The organism is Pedobacter kyonggii (assembly GCF_004310665.1).
Classification (GTDB): Bacteria; Bacteroidota; Bacteroidia; order Sphingobacteriales; family Sphingobacteriaceae; genus Pedobacter; species Pedobacter kyonggii.
On the sequence record NZ_SIXF01000006.1, the window covers coordinates 175,523 to 197,350 of the forward strand.

19 protein-coding genes and 2 tRNA genes are annotated in these 21,828 nt (G+C 38.9%); 11 read left to right on the top strand and 10 right to left on the bottom strand.

All coding sequences use genetic code 11. The annotated features are described in order from the left end of the window. Positions 1 to 20 precede the first annotated feature (20 nt). Entirely contained in the window at positions 21 to 626 is a 606-nt protein-coding gene (locus tag EYS08_RS08975) for a TetR/AcrR family transcriptional regulator (protein WP_131029708.1), read from the bottom strand. A gap of 181 nt (positions 627 to 807) precedes the next feature. On the opposite strand from EYS08_RS08975, the gene EYS08_RS08980 reads away from it, so the two are divergent. After that, entirely contained in the window at positions 808 to 1,245 is a 438-nt protein-coding gene (locus EYS08_RS08980) for a GNAT family N-acetyltransferase (RefSeq protein WP_131029709.1), read from the top strand. Positions 1,246 to 1,687: 442 nt separating this feature from the next. On the opposite strand, the gene trpA is transcribed toward EYS08_RS08980, so the two are convergent. From trpA to trpD, 4 genes are all read right to left on the bottom strand, one after another. Beyond that, a complete protein-coding gene (trpA, locus tag EYS08_RS08985) occupies positions 1,688 to 2,455 on the bottom strand; it encodes a tryptophan synthase subunit alpha (RefSeq protein ID WP_131029710.1) in 768 nt (255 codons plus the stop codon). Positions 2,456 to 2,562: 107 nt separating this feature from the next. Further along, positions 2,563 to 3,744: a tryptophan synthase subunit beta gene (gene trpB / locus EYS08_RS08990; protein WP_147229001.1), complete on the bottom strand. Its 1,182-nt coding sequence runs from the start codon at positions 3,742 to 3,744 to the stop codon at positions 2,563 to 2,565. Positions 3,745 to 4,168: 424 nt separating this feature from the next. Further along, on the bottom strand, positions 4,169 to 4,801 hold the full coding sequence (locus EYS08_RS08995) for a phosphoribosylanthranilate isomerase (protein ID WP_244215908.1): 633 nt from the start codon (positions 4,799 to 4,801) through the stop codon (positions 4,169 to 4,171). Beyond that, the gene (gene trpD / locus EYS08_RS09000; protein WP_131029713.1) at positions 4,795 to 5,784 is read right to left on the bottom strand and encodes an anthranilate phosphoribosyltransferase; all 990 of its coding nucleotides are present in this window, start codon (positions 5,782 to 5,784) and stop codon (positions 4,795 to 4,797) included. Before trpD ends, EYS08_RS08995 begins: the two co-directional genes overlap by 7 nt. A gap of 287 nt (positions 5,785 to 6,071) precedes the next feature. Here trpD and EYS08_RS09005 point away from each other — a divergent pair, with 287 nt between their 5' ends. Then, entirely contained in the window at positions 6,072 to 7,013 is a 942-nt protein-coding gene (locus tag EYS08_RS09005; protein WP_131029714.1) for an ion channel, read from the top strand. A 490-nt stretch (positions 7,014 to 7,503) separates the two neighbouring features. Here the strand turns inward: EYS08_RS09005 and EYS08_RS09010 are convergent, their stop codons facing one another. Beyond that, positions 7,504 to 8,322, bottom strand: coding sequence for an SDR family oxidoreductase (locus EYS08_RS09010; RefSeq protein WP_131029715.1), 819 nt, complete (start codon positions 8,320 to 8,322; stop codon positions 7,504 to 7,506). Between the two features lie 90 nt (positions 8,323 to 8,412). Further along, positions 8,413 to 9,030 (bottom strand): recombination mediator RecR, encoded by a 618-nt coding sequence (gene recR, locus EYS08_RS09015; RefSeq protein WP_131029716.1) that lies wholly within the window; start codon positions 9,028 to 9,030, stop codon positions 8,413 to 8,415. Between the two features lie 236 nt (positions 9,031 to 9,266). On the opposite strand from recR, the gene EYS08_RS09020 reads away from it, so the two are divergent. From EYS08_RS09020 to EYS08_RS09035, 4 genes are all read left to right on the top strand, one after another. Further along, the gene (locus tag EYS08_RS09020; protein WP_131029717.1) at positions 9,267 to 10,775 is read left to right on the top strand and encodes a sodium:solute symporter; all 1,509 of its coding nucleotides are present in this window, start codon (positions 9,267 to 9,269) and stop codon (positions 10,773 to 10,775) included. Positions 10,776 to 10,792: 17 nt separating this feature from the next. Then, a complete protein-coding gene (locus tag EYS08_RS09025; RefSeq protein WP_029278019.1) occupies positions 10,793 to 11,500 on the top strand; it encodes an LOG family protein in 708 nt (235 codons plus the stop codon). 197 nt (positions 11,501 to 11,697) lie between these two features. After that, on the top strand, positions 11,698 to 12,198 hold the full coding sequence (locus EYS08_RS09030; RefSeq protein ID WP_131029718.1) for a hypothetical protein: 501 nt from the start codon (positions 11,698 to 11,700) through the stop codon (positions 12,196 to 12,198). 24 nt (positions 12,199 to 12,222) lie between these two features. Then, a complete protein-coding gene (locus EYS08_RS09035; RefSeq protein WP_131029719.1) occupies positions 12,223 to 12,717 on the top strand; it encodes a hypothetical protein in 495 nt (164 codons plus the stop codon). 505 nt (positions 12,718 to 13,222) lie between these two features. Here EYS08_RS09035 and arsC read toward each other — a convergent pair. The 3 genes from arsC to EYS08_RS09050 form a co-directional block, all read right to left on the bottom strand. Further along, positions 13,223 to 13,567 (bottom strand): arsenate reductase (glutaredoxin), encoded by a 345-nt coding sequence (gene arsC, locus EYS08_RS09040; RefSeq protein ID WP_131029720.1) that lies wholly within the window; start codon positions 13,565 to 13,567, stop codon positions 13,223 to 13,225. Positions 13,568 to 13,577: 10 nt separating this feature from the next. Further along, positions 13,578 to 14,168: a DUF502 domain-containing protein gene (locus EYS08_RS09045; protein ID WP_057935154.1), complete on the bottom strand. Its 591-nt coding sequence runs from the start codon at positions 14,166 to 14,168 to the stop codon at positions 13,578 to 13,580. Positions 14,169 to 14,387: 219 nt separating this feature from the next. Beyond that, positions 14,388 to 16,847, bottom strand: a complete 2,460-nt coding sequence (locus tag EYS08_RS09050; protein WP_131029721.1) for a bifunctional UDP-N-acetylmuramoyl-tripeptide:D-alanyl-D-alanine ligase/alanine racemase — start codon at positions 16,845 to 16,847, stop codon at positions 14,388 to 14,390. Between the two features lie 61 nt (positions 16,848 to 16,908). On the opposite strand from EYS08_RS09050, the gene EYS08_RS09055 reads away from it, so the two are divergent. The 5 genes from EYS08_RS09055 (at position 16,909) to EYS08_RS09075 (ending at position 21,701) form a co-directional block, all read left to right on the top strand. After that, on the top strand, positions 16,909 to 17,397 hold the full coding sequence (locus EYS08_RS09055; RefSeq protein WP_131029722.1) for a regulatory protein RecX: 489 nt from the start codon (positions 16,909 to 16,911) through the stop codon (positions 17,395 to 17,397). 94 nt (positions 17,398 to 17,491) lie between these two features. Further along, positions 17,492 to 17,567: transfer RNA gene (locus EYS08_RS09060), tRNA-Gly, on the top strand. Positions 17,568 to 17,636: 69 nt separating this feature from the next. Beyond that, a tRNA-Leu gene (locus tag EYS08_RS09065) sits at positions 17,637 to 17,720 on the top strand. A 587-nt stretch (positions 17,721 to 18,307) separates the two neighbouring features. Beyond that, positions 18,308 to 20,719, top strand: a complete 2,412-nt coding sequence (locus tag EYS08_RS09070; protein ID WP_131029723.1) for a hypothetical protein — start codon at positions 18,308 to 18,310, stop codon at positions 20,717 to 20,719. Between the two features lie 7 nt (positions 20,720 to 20,726). After that, positions 20,727 to 21,701: a collagen binding domain-containing protein gene (locus EYS08_RS09075; protein WP_131029724.1), complete on the top strand. Its 975-nt coding sequence runs from the start codon at positions 20,727 to 20,729 to the stop codon at positions 21,699 to 21,701. The last annotated feature ends 127 nt before the right edge of the window (positions 21,702 to 21,828 follow it).

The window sequence follows — 21,828 nt, forward strand, 5'->3', positions numbered from 1 at the left end:
AAATTATTTTGTAAAAAAAATTAACTATTAATAGATAATGTAATGCCCTTGATGGCATCTTTTAAAATTTGTTGGTTTAACTCGTCTGTTGTTCTTCCATTCGGGCGAACCAGATTGATGGAAATTAAACCATGGATGATAGACCAATAAGTGTAATACTTCATGCAGATATCATCATCAGATACTGGTTTTTTCACAAACAAGGATTCAATTACGTCGCCCAACATACCGCCTACGTTTTCGGCTTCGGGCATTGAATTTTTAACGGTACAACAAACCATATCTACACCGTACATCAACTGGTAAAATTCTTTGTGGGCAAAGGCGAAATTCCAGTAGGCAATCCACATGGCTTCCATTTTATCTTCCGGAGATTCGTGTTTATCCCTGGCTTCGCGGATATCTTTGGCCAACATTAAATATCCTCTCCTGGTGAGTTCCAGTAAGATGCCATCTTTGTTAGAAAAGTATTCGTAAATAATTGGTGCAGTATATTCGATCTGGTCGGCAATTTTACGCATACTCAATGCCTGCCAGCCCTCTGTTTGAACAATGTTCAAGGCAGCATCCAGAATTTTTGTTCTGGTTTCATCTTTTAAACGTAGAATTCTTTCTTTACTTCCCATGACTTGGAATATAAGGTGTAAATAATCTAACACCGTTAAGCAAATGTAGAACCAATTCAAGAATTGACAATCATTCATTTGTCATAAACATTTTATTGTTTAGTTTCGTAGCTGATAATCAACGATTAAAGCATTTAAGAGGCTTTTTCAAATAAATTAATTTTCTCAAGAACTTTTAAAAATGATTTTCCGCGAGGCAAAAACGACTGACATACCTGCCATACAAATTGTCAGACATACCGTAAAAGAGAACACTTTGTCAGATCCGGCATTGGTTACTGACAAAGATTGCGAAGAATTTATTACGCAGCGTGGCAAAGGTTGGGTGTGCGAAGTACATGGAGAACTAGTTGGTTTCTCTATTGTTGATCTGAAAGAACATAACATTTGGGCTTTGTTTCTCCGGCCAGAATTTGAAGGTAAAGGCATAGGCAAAGAATTGCACCACTTAATGATGGATTGGTATTTTGATCAAACGCATGAGCCAGTTTGGCTGGGTACATCGCCCAACACCCGTGCAGAAGAATTTTATACCCGCCAGGGCTGGAAAAACGTGGGTATGGTAAATAAAGGCGAAGTGAAATTTGAGATGAGTTATGAGGATTGGGTGAATAGGTAGGCTCACTCGAGGTATCGTCATCCGACAGCTACCGGATGCAAGAAGGCTTTTTCAGCCGATAGCCTGTCCCGACCTCGGGAAAGCAATTAAAGCGCTCGCATAACCTTATAGTAAGATTGCTAAAAACGGTCGTCTTTCCCGCGCAGGCGGGAATCTTAATGAAACCTATACCCCCTAACATGGCATTAGGATTCCCAATCAAGTTGGGAATGACGACAAAGCATAGAAGATACTACCACCAAGTCACAAAGAACACAAAGTTTAGTGCCTTGTGATATAGCGCAAAAAAATAAACCATATAAGACACATAAGTTACATATAAGCTCAATGTCTTATATGTTCTTACATTTCTTATATGGTAAAAAGAAACTTAGTAAAGTTTTAACCACTAAGACACAAAGTGAGTGATATCCTGGTGTCTTTGTGCCTTTGTGGTAAAACACTAACCCTTAAACTTCTTCATGAAGTTGCTCACGCTTTCTTCTAAATTCCCATCAGCAATGGCTTTAACGAAAGCCGTACCGATAATTGCACCATTGGCATACGAACAAGCTTTATCAAAAGTCTGTTTATCGCTGATCCCGAAACCGATCATGGTTGGATTCTTCAGATTCAGGTTTTTAATCCTGCTGAAATAAGCTTCAGTGGTATTGCCAACCTCAAGATTTTTACCCGTTGTGGCCGACGATGATAACAAATAGATGAATCCATTCGTTAAGCCGTCAATTTTATGGATACGCTCTTCAGCCGTTTGAGGGGTGATTAAAAACACATTGCTCAGGTTATGTTTTTCGAAGCAATCTTTATAAAATTCTTCATACTCTACCATTGGCAGATCGGGAACAATACAGCCATCTACCCCTACTTCGGCACAGGCTTCGCAGAATTTTTCAACACCAAACTGCAAAACAGGATTTACATAACCCATTAACAAAACAGGAATAGTAACCTTCTTACGCAAGTCTTTCAACTGTTCGAAAAGTAAGTTAAGCGTCATCCCCTGATCGAGCGACTGTTTACTACTCGCCTGAATTACCGGTCCATCGGCAACGGGATCTGAGTAAGGGAAACCTATCTCCAACATGTCTGCACCTGATTTTTCCAGTGCTTCAGCAATTTGAATGGTATCGCCAGTGTTTGGGTAACCAGCCGTATAATAAATTGATAATATATTTTTCTTCTCCTGGAAGAGTTGTTTAATTCGGTTCATGTTTTTTCTTTTTCCGTCATTGCGAGGCACGAAGCAATCTTAATGCTTTGGGTTAGCCTCCCAGCGAGTGTAGTAGAATTGCTTCGTGCCTCGCAATGACGATTCTTCTACAGATTAAAATATTTAATATAAGTATCCAGATCCTTGTCGCCACGGCCTGAAAGGCAAACCACTACGTTTTCGCCACCTTTAAATTCCATTTTTTCTAAGTAAGCCAAGGCGTGCGCACTTTCGATAGCAGGAATAATCCCTTCCAATTGCGTGCAAAGCAAACCTGCATCTAAACTTTCTTCATCGGTAATGGAAACATATTGGCCACGGCCGGTTTTAAACAAATGTGCATGTTGTGGGCCAATACCAGGGTAATCCAATCCGGCAGAAACCGAATGCGGTTCAACAACTTGTCCATCTGGTGTTTGCATTAAAATGCTTCTGCTACCATGGAGCACACCTTCTTTACCCAGGTAAGTGGTTGCCGCAGAAAATCCACTCGATACACCTTTACCAGCGGCTTCAACAGCGATGAGTTTAACATTTTCATCGTCCATAAAATGGTAGAACATGCCCATCGCATTACTTCCGCCACCTACACAGGCCAAAACATAATCAGGCTGATCGCTACCTGTTTGTTCTAACAGTTGTTTTTTAGTTTCCTCCGAGATAATCGATTGGAAAATGGCTACCATATCAGGGTAAGGATGCGGACCAACCACCGAACCGATGATGTAATGTGTATCAACCGGATTATTGATCCAATCGCGCATGGCCTCATTGGTCGCATCCTTTAAGGTTTTACTACCTGAACTTGCCGGAACAACCTTCGCGCCCAACATTTTCATACGGGCCACGTTCGGTGCCTGGCGCTCGATATCAACCTCGCCCATGTAAATTACACACTCCAGGTTACGCAGTGCACATACGGTTGCGGTAGCTACACCATGCTGACCAGCACCAGTTTCGGCAATAATTCTTTTTTTGCCCAGCTTCTCAGCCAGTAAAATCTGTCCGATGGTATTGTTGATCTTGTGTGCACCAGTATGGTTTAAATCTTCTCTTTTTAAGAAAATATTGGCACCATATCTTTCTGAATATCTTTTGGCAAGATATAAAGGCGAAGGACGGCCAACATAATCTTTTAACAACTGATGAAATTCCTTTTGAAAATCGGCATCATCAATAATCTTTAAATAGTTTTGACGCAATTCTTCTACGTTTGGATAAAGCATTTCGGGGATGTACGCGCCACCAAAATCTCCATAATATCCTTTTTCGTTTACTTTGTATTTCATAATATTTTTTTCAACTAATCCGTCACATTGATAGATTCTAAAGATAAGTCGTCATTCCCGCGACGGGCTGGGAATGACGAATCAACTTATATTTTAATCAACCTACCATTGACGTTATTCGTAATCATATAATAATAAACTTTATTTGCAATATACATTTCTACCCAGCTAGGCCCTAGTACTATATCTCCGTTCCACTTAAATCCGGCCTAACAAATTTTTCGGGCTCTACTGCCCCAACCGCCCCCCTAGCTTCGAAAGAAAAATTTTCAGCCGGTGTTTTTTGTTTCTTTTTGACACCAAAAAGAAAGAGCCAATCGGCGGCGGCGAGCCGAGGCAAGAATGAGCCCTAGGATTAAAAATAATCAATTATATACGTCAATCATATTGATTTTTATACAATAAATTATTCCTCAGGATGACATTATTTCGTGTTCATTTCTTTAATAAATTCTTTAATCTTCTCCGCATCTTTTAAGCCCGGCTCCATTTCAAATCTGCTATTGATATCCAGGGCATATAAACGCTCATCATTTATTTCTTTTATGGCCGGTGCATGTTCTAAATCAATGCCGCCACTTAAAAAGTAGGGTTTGGTGTAAGTATATCGGTCTAAAACAGACCAATCGAATGTTTTTCCCGATCCACCATGTGTTTTGGTTTTGGTATCGAACAGGAAATAATCCACCACATTTAAATAAGCTTCGAGAGGTGAAAAATCAAAATCTGCATCTATTCCGAAAGCTTTAATCACTTCTAAAACAGGAAAGCTTGATTTTAATGCTGTACAGTATTCAGTCGATTCGCTACCATGTAACTGAACAGCCTTTAGCTTCAATGTGTTTACTTTATCTTTTACTTTTTCAAGGTCTTCATTTACAAACACCCCTACGGTTTTAATCTCTGAGGGAATGTATTTGATCAATTCTGCAGAAACCTCACTGATCAGTCTGGGCGATTTTTCATAAAAGATAAACCCCAGATAATCTGGCTGAAGCTCGGCTACCGCAGCAATATTCGCTGCCAAACGCATGCCGCAAACTTTTAACTTTAACATGCCAATAAATTTTTGAAACTGTTTAACGCTTTTTTGCTGGTTAAAGATTCTTCCGCTTCATAAAAGCAATCGGCAAAAGATTGTTCAGGTTTTATGGTTTTAATGGCCAATGCCGAGTTGCACAATACCACATTGTTCTGTACATCAGTGGCTTCGCCATTTAATACGTCAATAAATATTTTTGCTGATGATTCTACGGTATCACCACCTTTAATTGCATAGGTATCAACTTTATCAAAACCCATATCCTGAAGGGTTAAAATCTGTTCGCCTTTATTCGAAAAGGTTTTCACATCGCAGGTTAAAGAAACTTCATCATAACCTTCTAATGCATGTACAATGGTATAACTTTTATCGGTGTCCTGGTATAAATAAGCATATAAACGGGCCAGTTCCAAACTGAACACCCCTACCATTTGGTATTTCGGCTGTCCGGGGTTAACCATTGGACCAAGCATGTTGAAAAATGTTTTTACACCCAGTTCTTTACGGATCGGTGCTACAATCTTCATCGCAGGATTAAACAAGGGTGCGTGTAAAAAACAGATCCCTGCGGTATCTAAATTACGCCTTAAAGTATCCTCGTCGTTGGTGAAGCTATAGCCTAAATATTCCATTACATTAGAAGAACCGCAGCCCGAAGAAACGCCGTAGTTACCATGCTTAGCCACATGATGACCAGCACCTGCCACCACAAATGAGGATAAAGTAGAAATATTGAATGTATCTTTACCATCACCTCCGGTACCGCAAAGATCAATCAGTTCGTAACCCGATAAGTTTACTTTAACGCACATATCAAGCATCGCATCGCGAAAGCCCTGTAACTCCTGCACGGTAATATTACGCATGGCATAAGCTGTAATAAAAGCGGCAATCTGCGAAGAATTAAATGCGCCTTCCGAAATGGAAATTAAAATGTTCTTTGCCTCTTCCCTGCTAAAACTCTTGTTCTCGAATAAATGGTTTAATATTTTTTTCATGTTTGTATAACGCTTATCGTCATTCTGAACTTGATTCAGAATCTTTTACCTAGATGCTGAACTAAATTCAGCATGACGATCCTTCAAAAAATTGCATAAAAAAAGGATTGCTTTTTGGGCAATCCTCTTCGTTGTGTTTAAAATATTTTAAAATATATAACAATAGAATTTGCCTAACGAATTTCGTTATGCCACCACCAATTGTTATTTAAGTTTTTAATTATCATGTTTGTATAAAGCAAATATTGACATAGTTTTTTAATATTCCAAAATCTTTCTAAAAATATATGGCTTTCTTTAAAAGAAAAGTACAGTTTAATGATGATTTCGGTTTCGGATCCAATCCCGTAACCAAAAACCAGCGCATGCTCAACCCCGATGGTTCGGCAAATATCGAACGTACGGGTCTGCCCTGGTTTAAGTTCGATGATACGTATACCCGCCTGGTTACCATGAGCTGGCCACGGTTTTTCTTCGTCATCCTCCTAGCCTACCTCGTTGTAAATACAATTTTCGCTGTTTTATACAATGTTGTGGGTATTGAAAATTTAAATGGTGCCAAAGGTGTAACGCTTCGTGATCAGTTTTTTGATGCCTTTTTCTTTTCTGCCCAAACCATTTCTACAGTTGGTTACGGCCATATTTCGCCACAGGGTTTTGTTACGAGCGTGCTTGCCGCTTTCGAGAGTATGTTGGGTTTATTGGCTTTTGCATTGGCTACAGGCTTATTGTATGGCCGTTTTAGCAGGCCCACCTCTAAAGTGAGCTTCAGCAAGAAAATGGTGATTGCCCCTTACGAGAAAGGCCATGGTTTAATGTGCCGTTTGGTTAACCTCCGCCGCAATCAATTGATAGAGGTTGAGGTGCAGATGGTAATGTCGTACAACGAAACCATTGATGGTAAACATGTTCGTAGGTTTTATCCTTTGCCATTAGAGCGCAGTAAAATTGGGATCTTATCTTTAAACTGGACTTTGGTACACCCCATTACAGAAGAAAGTCCGTTTTTCGAAAAATCATTAACCGAGCTGCAACATGCCGAAGTAGAAGTTTTTGTAATCTTAAAAGCTTTTGATGATACTTTCTCGCAGACTATCCACACCAGAACCAGCTATCAGGATGAAGAAATAGAAATGGATGCCAGGTTTGAGAAAATGTATTACCATAACGAAGAAGGCAAAATGGTAATGGATTATAGTAAATTGGATAAGGTTACACCCACGGCATAAGGCCTGATTTCACCTTTCTATTTTTTGGAAAGCAATGATAGTGCTAATCGGTTGCGATAGTCCCGTTATTCGCTTCAATCTTTTTGTGGTTCTGTCATCTTGAGGGCACCAAGGATCTGTTTCATAGGCTGCAGATAGCAGGATATTTAAGTTTGCTGCTAACAAAAAGGATTTTTGCTGCTATCGGGTTTAGGACAGTCTGGTCTGTGCTAAATAAGACCACCCCGCCTTTTAGCCCCCCCTCCAGAGGAGGGGAATTACCCCTCATTGTCTCTATGCGATTTGCATTCCCCTCTTTCAGAAGGGTGTCCGCATGACGGGGTGTTTAAGCAACCTGTAAAATCTACAATATCCTTATATAAATCCAGGTAAACTCAGAGTTAAAGGTCTTCGACTCCGCTCAGACTGACAATTAATTAGCTTAAACCGCTAACTTAATCTTGCACCCTAAACCCTAACCACTACCCTCCTAAACGCTAAACATCAAACCCTACCCCTTAATCAAAGGATTCTTTTCTTTAGCAAACAGATCAAAAACCTTTTTGTCTACAAAGGCTGGGAAGAGTTTATTCATCCAAACGGCTAATTTTCCTTGTCCGGTCATGATTAAGGTACGTTTACGTTTTTCGATACCGTCGGCAATAATGTTTGCAACTTCTTCAGATGTCATCATTTTGCCTTCATCCATACTGGTTTCGCCATGTGCAGCACCATCTTTCGATAAAGCGGTGACCCTGATGTTGGAAGCGGTAAAACCAGGACAGGCCAATAAAACGTTTACACCTGTTTTTAATAATTCGGTGCGTAAAGATTCCATAAAACCGTTCATCGCAAATTTAGAAGCCGAATAACCCGTTCTACCTGGCAAACCGCGGAAACCAGCAATCGATGAAACGCCAACAACGGTTCCTTTGGTTTTTAAAATCTCTGGCAAAGCATATTTGGTACAATAAACGGTTCCCCAAAAGTTCACATCCATCAGATTTCTAAGCACCGATAAATCAAGATCGTTAAACAGAGCGCGCATGGATAATCCGGCATTATTTACCAGAATATCAATCTTTTGAAAAGACACCAACGCTTGTTTGATAATCAGTTCGCAATCTGCCTCTTTACTTACATCGGCCTGAACTGCTACGGCCCTGATGTTATATTTTTTCTCCAGATCTGCAGTAATTTCACAAAGGGTTACATATTGACGGGCAGCCAAAACCAAATTGGCACCACGCTGAGCAAATTCTTCGGCACAAGCTTTTCCGATTCCGCTCGATGCACCAGTAATGATGATGACTTTATTTTTTAGGTTCATTTATATTGACAAGTATTGAGTAGCAAGTATCAAGACTGAATACTGCTTTTATTTTTTATATTGTGTAATCCGATCAAAAATGCTTTATCATCATTTCATCATTGCAGTTTCATAAGGTACACGGGTTACAATCGATCTGCCGAGTGTAATTTCATCAGTATATTCCAATTCGCCGCCAAAAGCAATTCCCCTTGCAATGGTCGTTACCGGAACATTAAACTCCTTTAATCTTTTATACAGGTAAAACAATGTAGTATCGCCCTCCATATTCGGACTCAACGCTAAAATCACCTCTTTAATCCCTCCTGCTGCCATTCTAACTATTAACCCATCAATAAACAGATCGGAAGGGCCAACGCCATCCATTGGAGAAATTAAGCCTCCCAAAACATGGTAAACCCCAAAATATTGACCGGTATTTTCGATCGCCATTACATCGCGGGTATCTTCAACCACACAAATGGTTTCTTTATCGCGTTTTGGCGAAGTACATATCTCACATACCACATAATCGGAAATGTTATGGCAGGTGCTGCAATGTTTAATATGCTGCTTAAGTTTTATAAAAGTATTGCCAAACTGGTTTACCTCCTCTTGCTCTTTGTTTAAAAGATGTAATACCAAACGTAAAGCTGTTTTTTGCCCTACACCAGGAAGTTTCGAGAATTCGTTTACCGCATCTTCGAGCAGTTTGGATGAAAAATTCATATTGCAAAAATAGGTAAAATGGTTTGTTAGTTCAATAGGCAGTAGTTCATTGGTTCACTAGTCATTGGTTCATTTGTACAAGGTGCACATCTTTGCAATCGGTTATTAGAATGCTTCATACTTTATGACCTACTTGACTTCCGACTTCGGACTACGGACTCTCTACCCGACTTCCGACTCAAGAATATTGCTTGATTTGATACTTTTCTTTACATTTATCAGCTTAACACAAAACTATGTCTCCAACCATTCTCTTATGTTTTCTGATCGGTTATTTTTTACTACTGATTATTATTTCATTCGTAACCTCAAAAAAATCATCTGATAATTCTACTTTCTTTATCGCCAACCGGAATTCTAAATGGTATTTAGTAGCATTTGGAATGATAGGGACCGCACTTTCTGGTGTTACTTTTATATCGGTACCCGGAGAAGTTGGCGCACCCAGTGGAAACCAGTTTCAATATTTCCAGTTCGTTCTGGGCAATGCAGTTGGTTTTATCATCATCGCCACAGTTCTGCTTCCACTTTATTACCGGATGAATTTAACATCCATTTATAGCTACATCGAAAAGAGGTTGGGGCATTATAGTTACAAAACGGCAGCATCGATATTTTTATTGAGCCGCACTTTGGGATCAGCAACAAGGTTATACCTCGTAGTGATTGTTTTGCAGCGTTTTATATTCGATAATTATGGCGTTCCGTTCTGGTTAACGGTTTTAATTTCGTTGGCACTGATCTGGTCGTACACCTTTAAAGGTGGCTTAAAAACCATTATCATTACCGATACACTGCAAACTTTTTTCCTGGTGCTTTCGGTTTTTCTTACTATTTATTTTATTTGCAACAGTCTTGATTTCAATATTCCACAGGCATTCGAGACCATAAAAACCAGCAGTTATTCGAAAATATTCTTTCTGAACGATTTCCTAACCAATAAATTCTATTTCAGCAAACAGTTTATCGGCGGTATTTTCGTTACCATCGCCATGACGGGTTTAGATCAGGATCTGATGCAGAAGAACCTAAGCATGGGCACCATCAAAGAGGCACAAAAAAACATGTTTACTTTTACAGGGGTATTCGTAATCCTGAATGTTTTCTTTTTGAGTGTAGGCGCATTGTTATACATTTTTGCAGCAAAAAACGGCATCGATATCCCATTAGATCACATCACCGGAAAACCAAGAACAGATTTATTGTTCCCTGAAATTGCTTTAAATAACCTGGGTGCTGTACCTGCCATTATATTCATGTTGGGCCTAACCGCAGCAACCTTTGCCACAACCGATTCGGCACTTACCGCCTTAACCACATCGTTCTGTGTCGACTTTTTAGGCATGGCTAAGGCAGAAAATGTAAATGCAAAAGACGCAGTAAAAAAGCGCCATACCGTACACGTGGCCTTTTCTATTTTAATGTTTTTGGTGATTATCGTCATCAATGCATTTAACAGTTCATCGGTAGTCAGTTTGATTTTCACCATTGCCTCTTACACCTACGGACCGCTTTTAGGATTATATAGTTTTGGATTATTTGTAAAAAAACGTGGTCTTCACGATAAATTAGTACCAATAGTTTGCTTATTATCACCTTTTTTATGTTACTTGCTTTCCACGTATTCTACCACTTTATTGGGCGGTTACGTTTTTAGTGTTGAACTGATTTTGATTAACGGTTTAATCACATTTATAGGCTTGTTGTTCATCAGTAAAAAAACCGATGCGCAAACCAGATTTTAATATTAGAATAACAGTATATGACGAGTGAAGAAAAAATTAGAAGCGCTTTTGAAAACAAAGACTGGCAAGAAATTAAAGTAACAGACTCTTGGCAAATTTTTAAAATAATGGCCGAATTTGTAGACGGTTTTGAAAAACTGGCTAAAATTGGCCCATGTGTTACCATTTATGGTTCGGCACGTACAGCTCAAACACACCGATATTACCAATTGGCAGAGCAGTGCGGTAAATTATTAACCGATCGTGGTTATGGTGTAATCACTGGCGGTGGCCCTGGTATTATGGAAGCCGGTAATAAAGGTGCCCACACCAATGGGGGTAAATCGGTAGGTTTAAACATCGAGTTGCCTTTTGAGCAGTTCCACAATAAATATATCGATCATAATAAATTGCTGGAGTTTGATTATTTCTTTGTGCGCAAAGTCATGTTCATGAAATATAGCCAGGGTTTTGTGGTTTTACCAGGTGGTTTTGGCACTATGGATGAACTTTTTGAAGCTTTAACCTTGATCCAGACCGGAAAAATTGCACGTTTCCCAATTGTATTGGTGGGTGTTGATTATTGGGGTGGATTAATCGACTGGATTAAAGGAACGATGTTGCAGAAGGAACACAATATCCACGAAGAAGATTTAAACCTTTTCAGATTGGTTGATACAGCTGAAGAAGCTGCAGAACACATTTTCCGTTTCTATGATAAATATGTACTTAAACCGAATTTCTAGGTTGATATGATAGGTTAACTGGTCAATTGTTTAAATCGGTTAACTGAAAATTGTAAACTGGTTATTGGTTAACTGAAAATTGCAAATCGGAAACTGTCAACTGAAAAAAGTGCTTACAAACAATAAGCACTTTTTTTATGTCTTCATTTATTGTAACAACTGGAGAAAACTGCTATCTAAAATAAAACGTATCTAAAATGTCGAAATTTATCAGCTGGAAAAACAATTGGTTAAGTGGAAACTTTCAACTCTTTACAGACGGTGTACAGAAAGGAGCAATCACTTTTGGAACATGGAAAAGCGATGCAGAGGGCGTGTTTGATGACAAAAATTATTTCTTCTCCAATGTGGGCTTTTGGCAATCGAGAACTAATGTAATCGACCGAAAAACAAATGAACTGGTTGCGGTGATTACTTACGACAGCTGGAAATCAAAAGCCGTAATCAGCTTAAAATCTGGCGAACGGTACGAATGGACATCAACTGGAATATGGAAATCGCAGTTTACGGTAAGCAATTATAACAACGAGCACATCACGTATAACGCAAGCAGCTATAGCGGTGCAATATCATCGGATACAGACAATGAATTATTGATTGTATCAGGTTTGTTTATTAAGCATATTTACAACAAACGGGTAGTTACACTTATTGCATGCTTCATGCCGATTATAGTGATATCAACAATGCGCCATTAGTAGTGAATTAAATCCTTTTGTGAGATGGAACAGGTATTAAATTGGAGAAAAGGTTTATTTGATAGCAATTATCAAGTATTTAACAACGGATTATTAAAATTTTCGCTGAATTTTAGTTCGTGGAAAAATTCGGCAATAGCCACTACCCAGGCAGGCATTTACCTGTTAAAAAGTGAAGGATTTTCTAAACCTGAAACTAAATTACTGAACAATCAGAATGAGGTTTTAGCCATAATTACTTACGACTGGCTTCGTTTTAAAGCAAAAATTGTATTTGCCTCTGGCGATACTTTTGATTGGAGCTTTCAAAACAGCTGGTTAAGTCGATGGTCGTTAAACGACCATCAGGATAAACAGATCTTGTTCAATGCTTCAAGCGGAAATGGAATGTTACATAGCAATGTAGACGATGATAAACTGATTTTATGCGGGCTTTTTATCCGGGAATACTATTCGAGGCTTCTTGTTGGTTTTATCATTGTAATATTCATTCTGTTTAGCTTCAAGAATATTTTTTAGGCTAATCCCGCCATTTTCAAACTTTCATAGCAAAGCATTTCTTTTGAAGCGCTAACACCCGTAATCAATAGGAAGGTTCCGGTCCTGCTGTACATTCCAATCCTTTTGGGAATTATTCCATATAAACAACTACCAACACCCAAAAAGGGATTTCCATTTCCATCAGGGCTATTGTGTGCAGGCAGTCATTAGATATACTACAAAACGATCTGGTCTTAGCGTCTCGCTAAAACGCTAGAAAATATTAATCTCGTCTTTATAGAACCATTTCATCTCGTAGCGAGGCGACGACTAGAGTCAGAAAATCCGTCATTGCGAGGAACGAAGCAATCTTAATGCGCTCGCTAGTAGCGATCGTTGTAAGATTGCTTCGTCGGCTGAAAAAGCCTTCTCGCAACGACGACTCCACGCAGCCTACAGTTCATAAAAAATGTTCTGTTATTCATATGGATTTTTATGAAGCAACTTATCCCTCAGGGTGACGTATCTAGAGTCAGGCTTTAATTTAACCCAAAATCTCTTTTATCTTTTCGGTTGGTCTCGCAATTACAGCTTTATCTCCTGAGATGATAATCGGTCTTTCAATTAAAATCGGATGTGCAACCATGGCACCAATCCATTCTTCATCGCTTAGGCTTTTTCCTTTATAATTTTCGGTAAAAACCTTTTCGCCTTTACGGATCAATTCCAATGGTTTAATACCCAGTTTTCGAATAATTTCTTCGAGTTCACTTTTATTGGGTGGCGTTTCTAAATAATAAACCACCTCGAAAGCCTTTCCACTATTTTCTAATTCCGCTAAAGCACAACGGCTTTTGGTACAGCGGTTATTGTGATAAATCGTAATCATTTAGAAATGTTTAAAGTCCGCTTACGCCACCGCTAACCACCAGTTTCATGGCATCAGCTGCTGTCATATGCAAATCAGTCACCTTATCTCTTCTTACAATGCAAAGCTGACCTGCAAAAGAATAAGAAAGAGGAAAATATACTGCTACTTCTTCTGGCAGATTGAGTTTATGTAGATCGTTCTGCGTTAAAAATCCAATCTTTTTTAAACCTCCCTCCACTTCTACCAGCACTGGGTGGTTAAATTTCTTCTCATCACCTACAAAAGCTTCTGTTAAATCTTTTATAGAAGAATAGATAAAATTAAGTAAGGGTAGCCGCTGCATAATCCGCTGAAACCAATTGTACATGGGTTCAGTCACCAAATTGGTTACAAAGATACCGGCCAACAAAATGAGGGCTAAAACCGTAAGCAAACCTAAGCCAGGGATATTGCGGCTTTCGCCTGTACTTGGATTTACGCCTAAAATATTGTTTACATTCAACCAGCTATCTACAGTTGTAACCGCCCAAACCACAATAAAAATACTTACGGCAATGGGTACAACAATTAATAAACCTTTAATCAAATAGTTTAAAATAGCTTTCCCGACTTTATTCATGGTGCAAAAATAACATTTTTTTTAGTTCATTTGTGTGGTCAATTCAATGGTTCATTAGCCATTGGTTCATACGTGTAGGTGCATAGCCTTGCAATCGTTCATTTGTAATTGATTCATTTTGTACCAAGAACCTACTAAGTAATCTGCTATATCACTGAACGAATGAACTAATAGGCAATACGATATACCAATGAACAACTGAACGAATGAACCATTGAACTATTCATAGAAATAAACACGTTTAACCCTTTGCGAGATATTGGTCAGAATTTCATACGGAATGGTGCCGATATCTTTGGCCAACTGCATAATGGTGTGTTCCTTATTAAAAACAATGGCTTCATCGCCTGGCTTCAAATCAATGCCAGTGATATCCAACATGGTCATATCCATACAGATTGAACCAATTGTTGGCACCAAGTGGCCATTAATGAGCATTTTACCGACTCCATTGCCAAAATACCTGGTATAGCCGTCAGCATAGCCAATTTTTACAGTCGCTATTTTTCCACCATTTGGCATTACCCCTCTTCTGCTATAGCCTACGGTTTCGCCCGGAGCTAATGTCTTTACTTGGGTAACCGTAGTTTTAAGCACCATTACAGTTTGCAAAGCTCGGTTATTCGGCAATGCGGAGTCGAAACCATACAGGCCTATGCCCAAACGAACCATGTCCATTTGCCCTTCTGGCCAACGCGAAATGCCCGAAGTATTGGATATATGAAGCAATGGCTTGTAGCCTAAAACTTCGACCAGCTGATTGGCGATAATTTTAAACCTTTCGATCTGCTCTTGCGTAAATCCGTCATGCTCTGCTGCATCGCTTGCCACCAGGTGAGAAAAAATACTTTGAACCTTTATCCTGGCCGAATCTTTAAGCAGATTGGACAAGGTATCGATTTCTGACTGATCAAAGCCCAAACGATGCATGCCGCTATCTATTTTAATGTGGATGGGGTAATCGAAATCATAATCAGACAATGCATTTAAAAAACTGTTCAGAATTTCTAAACTGTAAATTTCGGGTTCGAGCTTGTGTTTAATGATGGCTTCGAAAGCAGACTCCTCGGGACTCATTACCATAATCGGCAAAGTGATTCCCGCTTTCCGCAAAGCAATACCTTCATCGGCATAAGCTACCGCCAAATAATCTACCTTATGGAACTGCAGTAAATTGGCAATTTCAAAACTTCCGCTTCCGTACGAAAAGGCCTTAACCATGGCCATTATTTTAACACCTGGTTTGATTTTAGATCGGTAAAATTGCAGATTACCAACCATGGCATTCAGATCGATTTCTAAAACCGTATCGTGTATTTTCTGGGTAAGGAGTTTACTGATCCGGCCAAATTCGAACCGTCTGGCCCCTTTTACCAATATCGTTTCGTGGTTAAACTGTAAACCAGGAAAAGCATCGATAAAGCCATTGGTATCGTCGAAAAACTGCGCCTCAAACTTAAAAAGATCAGCATACTTAGAAATATGAGTCCCAATTCCAATCAGGCGGTTTACCTTCTTCTGTAAAAGCAATTCGGAAATCTCTGTATATAAATCCAAATCCGCCCTCCCCGTTTCAAATAATTCGGAAAGAATAACGGTTTTCTTTGCGTGCTGATTCTGTTGATTTAAAAAATCCAGGGCAATGGCCAACGAAGAAATATCGGCACTGTAAGAATCGTCGATAATGGAACATTGGTTAATCCCATTTTTCAGCTCTAAACGCATGCTCACATGACTCAGTTTTTCCAAACGTAAATCGGCCTGCTCTGGCGTATAACCTAAAGCCAGTAAGGTTGCCCAGCAGATCATTCCATTTTCTATCGAAGCTTTATCTTTAAAAGGCAAAATGCATTCAATTTCCCTATTTTGATAAATGGCCCTCAGGTAGCAGTTGCCTTCGATGGGTTCAACCGCAATAACCTGAAGATCTGCTGCTTGTTTGCTGCTCCAGCTAAACTGCTTTTTACCTGGCAAGTCTTTGGTATTTACTTCGGTTACGTATTCGGGCGAATAAATAAACAGTTCTGATGCTGCAAAAAGTTTCAGTTTCTCCGTTAGTTTTTCCTTTTTAGAACTGAATCCTTCAGCATGTGCTTCACCTATATTGGTTAAAATTCCGATTTCGGGACGGATAATTTCTGCCAAGTATTGCATCTCATTAACTGCGGAAATACCAGCTTCAAAAATACCCAGTGTATGATCGGCCTCAATCTGCCATACCGAAAGTGGCACCCCGATCTGCGAATTATAACTTTTTGGGCTTTTAACAATATTAAAATCGGCAGCCAAGAGCTGATACAGCCATTCTTTAACAATTGTTTTTCCATTACTCCCCGTAATACCGATGGTTTTTAAATCAAATTGATTCCGGTGTTCGATAGCAAGCTTTTGAAGTGATACCAAAGCATCTTCCACGAGTAAAAAATTGCAGTCGGGGTACTCGTTAATGTATTTCGCTTCGGTAATTACAAAATTCCTGATTTCCTTTGTATAAGCATCTTTAATAAATTCATGTCCATCGCGGTGAGAAGACAGGGCAAAAAACACAGAATTTTCCGGAACCAAAACCGAACGGCTATCGATCACCAGATATTGAATAATTACCTGTTCATCAACTAATTTGGCATCGGCACTTAAAATTTCGGCTATTTTGGCAATGGTGTATATTGGATTTTGCATGCTATTATATTCAGAAAAATACGGTAATCGCTATTATTTTTACGAATTTCAGTAAATAATTATGAAAAGCGGTAAACAAGAAGCAGTATTATTAGATAAAAAACAAGCGCTGGTAAAAGCCGAGCATTTTTGTGCTTACCAGGAGCGCTCGCAAAAGGAAGTACGGTATAAACTGGTAGAATGGGGAATGCGTGGCGATGAACTGGAAGAAATTATAAGCGAGTTGATTTTGAATAATTTTTTAAATGAAGAAAGGTTTGCTAAAAGTTATGCATCGGGCAAATTCAACATCAAACATTGGGGGCGTGTTAAAATTAAACAGGGCTTGAAATTGAAAGGTGTGCCCGATAAAATTCTGCAAAAGGCAATTTACAGCATTGATGATGATGATTATTTACAAACAATAGAAAAATTGGCCATTAAAAAAGCGCAGAGTTTAAGCGAAAATGATCCGTTTAAAAGAAAAAATAAGCTAATGAGCTACCTTCAGGCAAAAGGTTTTGAAACTGATTTAATTTTACTTGTACTGAAAGCCAGCAATTTAAATTAAATATTAAATTTTTAACAAGAAATCTCTTGACAGAAATATAAATCTGCCTATATTTGCATCACCAAAACGAAACAACAACATCAGTTTTGTTCATGCGAAAGTAGCTCAGTTGGTAGAGCACGACCTTGCCAAGGTCGGGGTCGCGAGTTCGAATCTCGTCTTTCGCTCCAAAATGCCTTCCTACCAGAAGGCATTTATTTTAAAGTTAACCAAGCCGATGGAGATCGGTAGCGGCTAATGCTCGGGTGGTGGAACTGGTAGACACGCAGGACTTAAAATCCTGTGCTTTCAAAGGCGTGCGGGTTCGATTCCCGCCCCGAGTACACACAAAAAAAATCGAACGAAAACCTTTCAGAAATGAAAGGTTTTTTTGTTTATACAAAAAATTTTGTTTGAATGAATAAAAAGGGGATCAAGCGGAAAAGTTGGGGGAGTTAAACTCTAGGCATATATTTTCGATAATCTGAATAAGAAGAATTTTTACAGAAGGTGTTCGACAAGCGCCCTCTGAATAAATGATATCCTGTTTGAATACCTCCCGAATCAAAGAATGCTGATCCAGCATATCGGTCTTTTCAAAAACGGCTGATATGTTAACTAGTGTAGGCAATAATTTTAGGATCGAAACGTGCCCCTGAGGATCCCCTGCATTTAATTTTTTAATCTCGCTCAAAGACAGGATTTCTTCTCAGAAGTGTGGAGAGAACATAGCGTCCGAAATTTACGGCCTTTTTTCCATTTCGATTGGAAAGAATCCCTATATCACCCTAACACATCATACATAAAAATACCCATTACTAGGTATTCCTATATAGAATAATTCTTTATATCTTGGTAAAGATCCAAAGACATATACAAACTGAATTTTAATCAGATTTTTTTTTTGGAGGTACAAACCAAACGCTCAACTATGTACAACAGACTAACGCTAAAAAAAATAGGGACAAAGTCCCTAAAGGCTGCCATTTTCCTTTTTTTTATCCTTTCATTTTTTCTACCCAAGCTTTCTAAAGGCCAGGGGATCGATAGTACAGGAAAATTTATTCCATTAGACTCAAACACCCTTTACAACCCAAAAATTAACCTAAAGGCTCCAATACTGCAGTATGATAAAGATGCAGAAGCTGAGGTAAAAAAAGCATTGCTTGAAAAAATAGACCGGACAATCTTTAGAATTAAGAACGACTCGACAAATCTAAAGTCCAGTTACGTAGAAATATGGGAGCAGAAATTCATCGACGGTTATCTTACAGATCTAGACCTTTTAAGGAAGTATTTAAAATCAGGGACGCTTACGCAAAAAAGCTTAAGTTATCTTCCAGAAATATCCAAAATCAACACGCTCATAAAACCAAATCCGTTTACAATCCAATTAGGCAATGACAAGACTGGCAGAAAGGAGTTCATACTGTACAAATATGATAGACTGGCACAATATCTTTTGGAGAATTACAAAAAAGACTACGATACCGATGAATGGATTAAGACAGCTGAGATCAATGCTGAATACCTCGATAACTGGCGAAAGCTTGAAAAATGGTATAGCCTTACTGGTATCTTGGATAAAAAAATCGATGTGGCAGAGCAGAACATATTCGGTTACGATCAGGGGGAGATTTCTGCGATAAAGAAAGAAGTTGATGGAATAACTCCCAAAAAACTGCCACTCACAAAATGGATTGACACCGCACTTTTTGTTAAAAAATGGCTTTGGTTTAATGAAGGGAACATAAGGATCAATCCGCTTCCTTCGACACTAAAAGAAAAACGTTATCCAAATGATGAGCCAAATCTATTTTTTGGACTGGCTCAGAAAAAACTTCAGGACTCACTTGAAAAACTAAAGGCTTATGATGTTTTCAGAACAACTAAAAAAGCTTTCAACAAGATCATCCTTCCTGTGAAAATACCAGAAAGGAGACCGGACACCATGATGATCCAGTATAACATGCTTGAGAACGAACTGGTAAGGGTAAAGGAAAGAAAAAACGAGTTTAAGAACGGGTACGTGCAGAATGGTTTACAGCTAGTTGTTCCCATCCATAATATCCCAGCCAACAAAACAATTTTATTGACCCCGGAAAAAAAAGACCTAAAATACGAAAGCAGGGCGATCAGCGAAATTAATACCATCGCAGAAAAGATAGGGGTGATAACTTCGCTAGGCCTTTCCAACTCTGCCACCATTGGCAAGATCACCGAGCTGCTCAATCCAGATCGCTTACCAGACATAAAATACAATATACCGAGCAAAACGAAAGACGACTCGGTCAACTTTGCCGCTAAACTAAAAAATTATGATAGGTTGACAATGAGTTCAAGTATATCAACACTATCAGGTATACCGAAACAGCCAGTCACTGCGATCGAAATAGAAGGAATTTTGATTCCCTTAACCAATAAAGATCTGAAAGAAGATAAAAAAAGGATATTATGGACCAGTCAGTTCGGCAAGGAAAATATCGATGAATTGAAAGACATTTCACCCCTGTTTGAAAAACTCCTTGAAGGATTCGTCAATAGCGATCAATATTTCTTTCTGGATTACAGTTCACTTTCTGCCATTGAACCTGGAATTGACAAAATGATGGGAAGATTTAATGCATTCAAAGAAAAGATCAGAAAAAGAGCAGCGGAACTTAATGAGCTAAAAGAACTGAATATCAATAAAAACAGAACACTTATAGCTTACCTGCGGATTAGCCACAGATCTTTGCCTCCAGGACATCTAGCCGAGAAAACGGACACAACCGCAATGTACTATAGTAAAATCTTTGTTCCGGAAATGCCTGCAGCACCGCAAAAACTGTCATATACGTTAACAGAGGCAACGATTGGCAGTACAAAGCTAAAGGAAGTTGCCAGATCTGATTTTAAACTGGTAAAGACCCAGCGGTTCGATCTGAGTGTCGGCATCGGATATACTTTTTCCGATTATAATATCACCTCAAATACTAGTAGTGATCTACCGACAACTGAACTTGGAGATAAGTTTCAGTTCCAGGCCGGACTTCACTTGTACTTCATAAACAGGCTAAATAAACTTAACGACAAGCTATTGAAAAATACAGATGAGCGCTTTTCATTGTATGTTGGCCTTAGTCTGAAAAAGGCACTTGAAAATTATTATACCGGAATTTCTTATGATATAGTCCCTGGCGTTAAACTAATAGCAGGCGCACATTTTTATAAAAACAACCGATTTAAGATCATCAATAATGCAGTAGCAGAGAAGGCCTCAGGCATTTCCTACGCAGGGCTCTTTACTTCATTCAATCTCGAACCCGTTACCATAGGCAAAGCTATAGGACTCTTTAAATAAAACTAAAATGAAAAATCTCATTATTCTTATCGCTCTGCTTTTTTGCCTCTCAGCATGCAAAAAATACAACAAGCTTAAAGACGAAGATCTCTCAAAAGATCCTTCATACTTATACGGTAGACTTTTTCTCACCGACACCATAAAACAATCGGTTAGATCCCAGGGGCTCGCTGGAAAAACGGTTACAATATCTTACGACGACTCAGCGGACAGGTTAAATTACCTGTTAAGTACCATAACGGATAAGGAAGGCTATTTTAAGTTCAGTCCACTTGCTCCAGGAAAAAAATATAGGGTCAGCTATTCTGAAACTATTGATGGGACGCTGTATACAGCTGATTCTTCTGCTATCGAATTGCCCAATGAAAAGCTAGCCCTAAGTGCCGGTATCTCAATGACCGGACAGAACGGTATCATTTTTACTGTTTCAGACTCTTTGGGAAATAGGCTGAAAGGTGCCGATGTCTGTATATTCTCAAGTCCCATCCCTTACAATAATATAACCTGTGATGGAAGCAGTTATTCTTTAAAATCTGATGTTAACGGAAATGCCAGCCAGTTTGGAATCAAGAGCGGCCCTTATTACTTTCTTTCCAAAATCACAATAAAAGGGGCCGAATACATACAAAAAGGCAATTTTCAGGTATCGAACAAAGTTGAAAAACAATCGTTAAAACTAAAACTGCCCGATACTTCTCCAAGTAATCTGCTTGAAATTATTTTTGTGGACCAATTTGGAAGTGCTGTTCCAAATGGCAAAGTCTGCCTGTTTACCAGTAAAGTACTTTTTGCCAGGGATACCTGCGAAAACAGTAATTATAGTGTACTGACCAATGTTTCTGGCAAGGTCTCTATTCCAAATATGATCCCAGGAAAGTATTATGTACTTGGGGATGTTTCTCTTAAGAATGTTAAATTATTGGCGAAAGACAGTATTACCGTGAGCAACAATAAATCAACGCTTACCCTACGCCTAAAATAAAACCGCAGGTATTACAAAAAAGAAGGGATAATGCAGCATCCCCTGTACAAGCAGAACAGGGGAATTCTAATCCTGTTACCAAGACAAATCCCATCTATTCGGTATCTCAATTCCGTTTGGACAATAA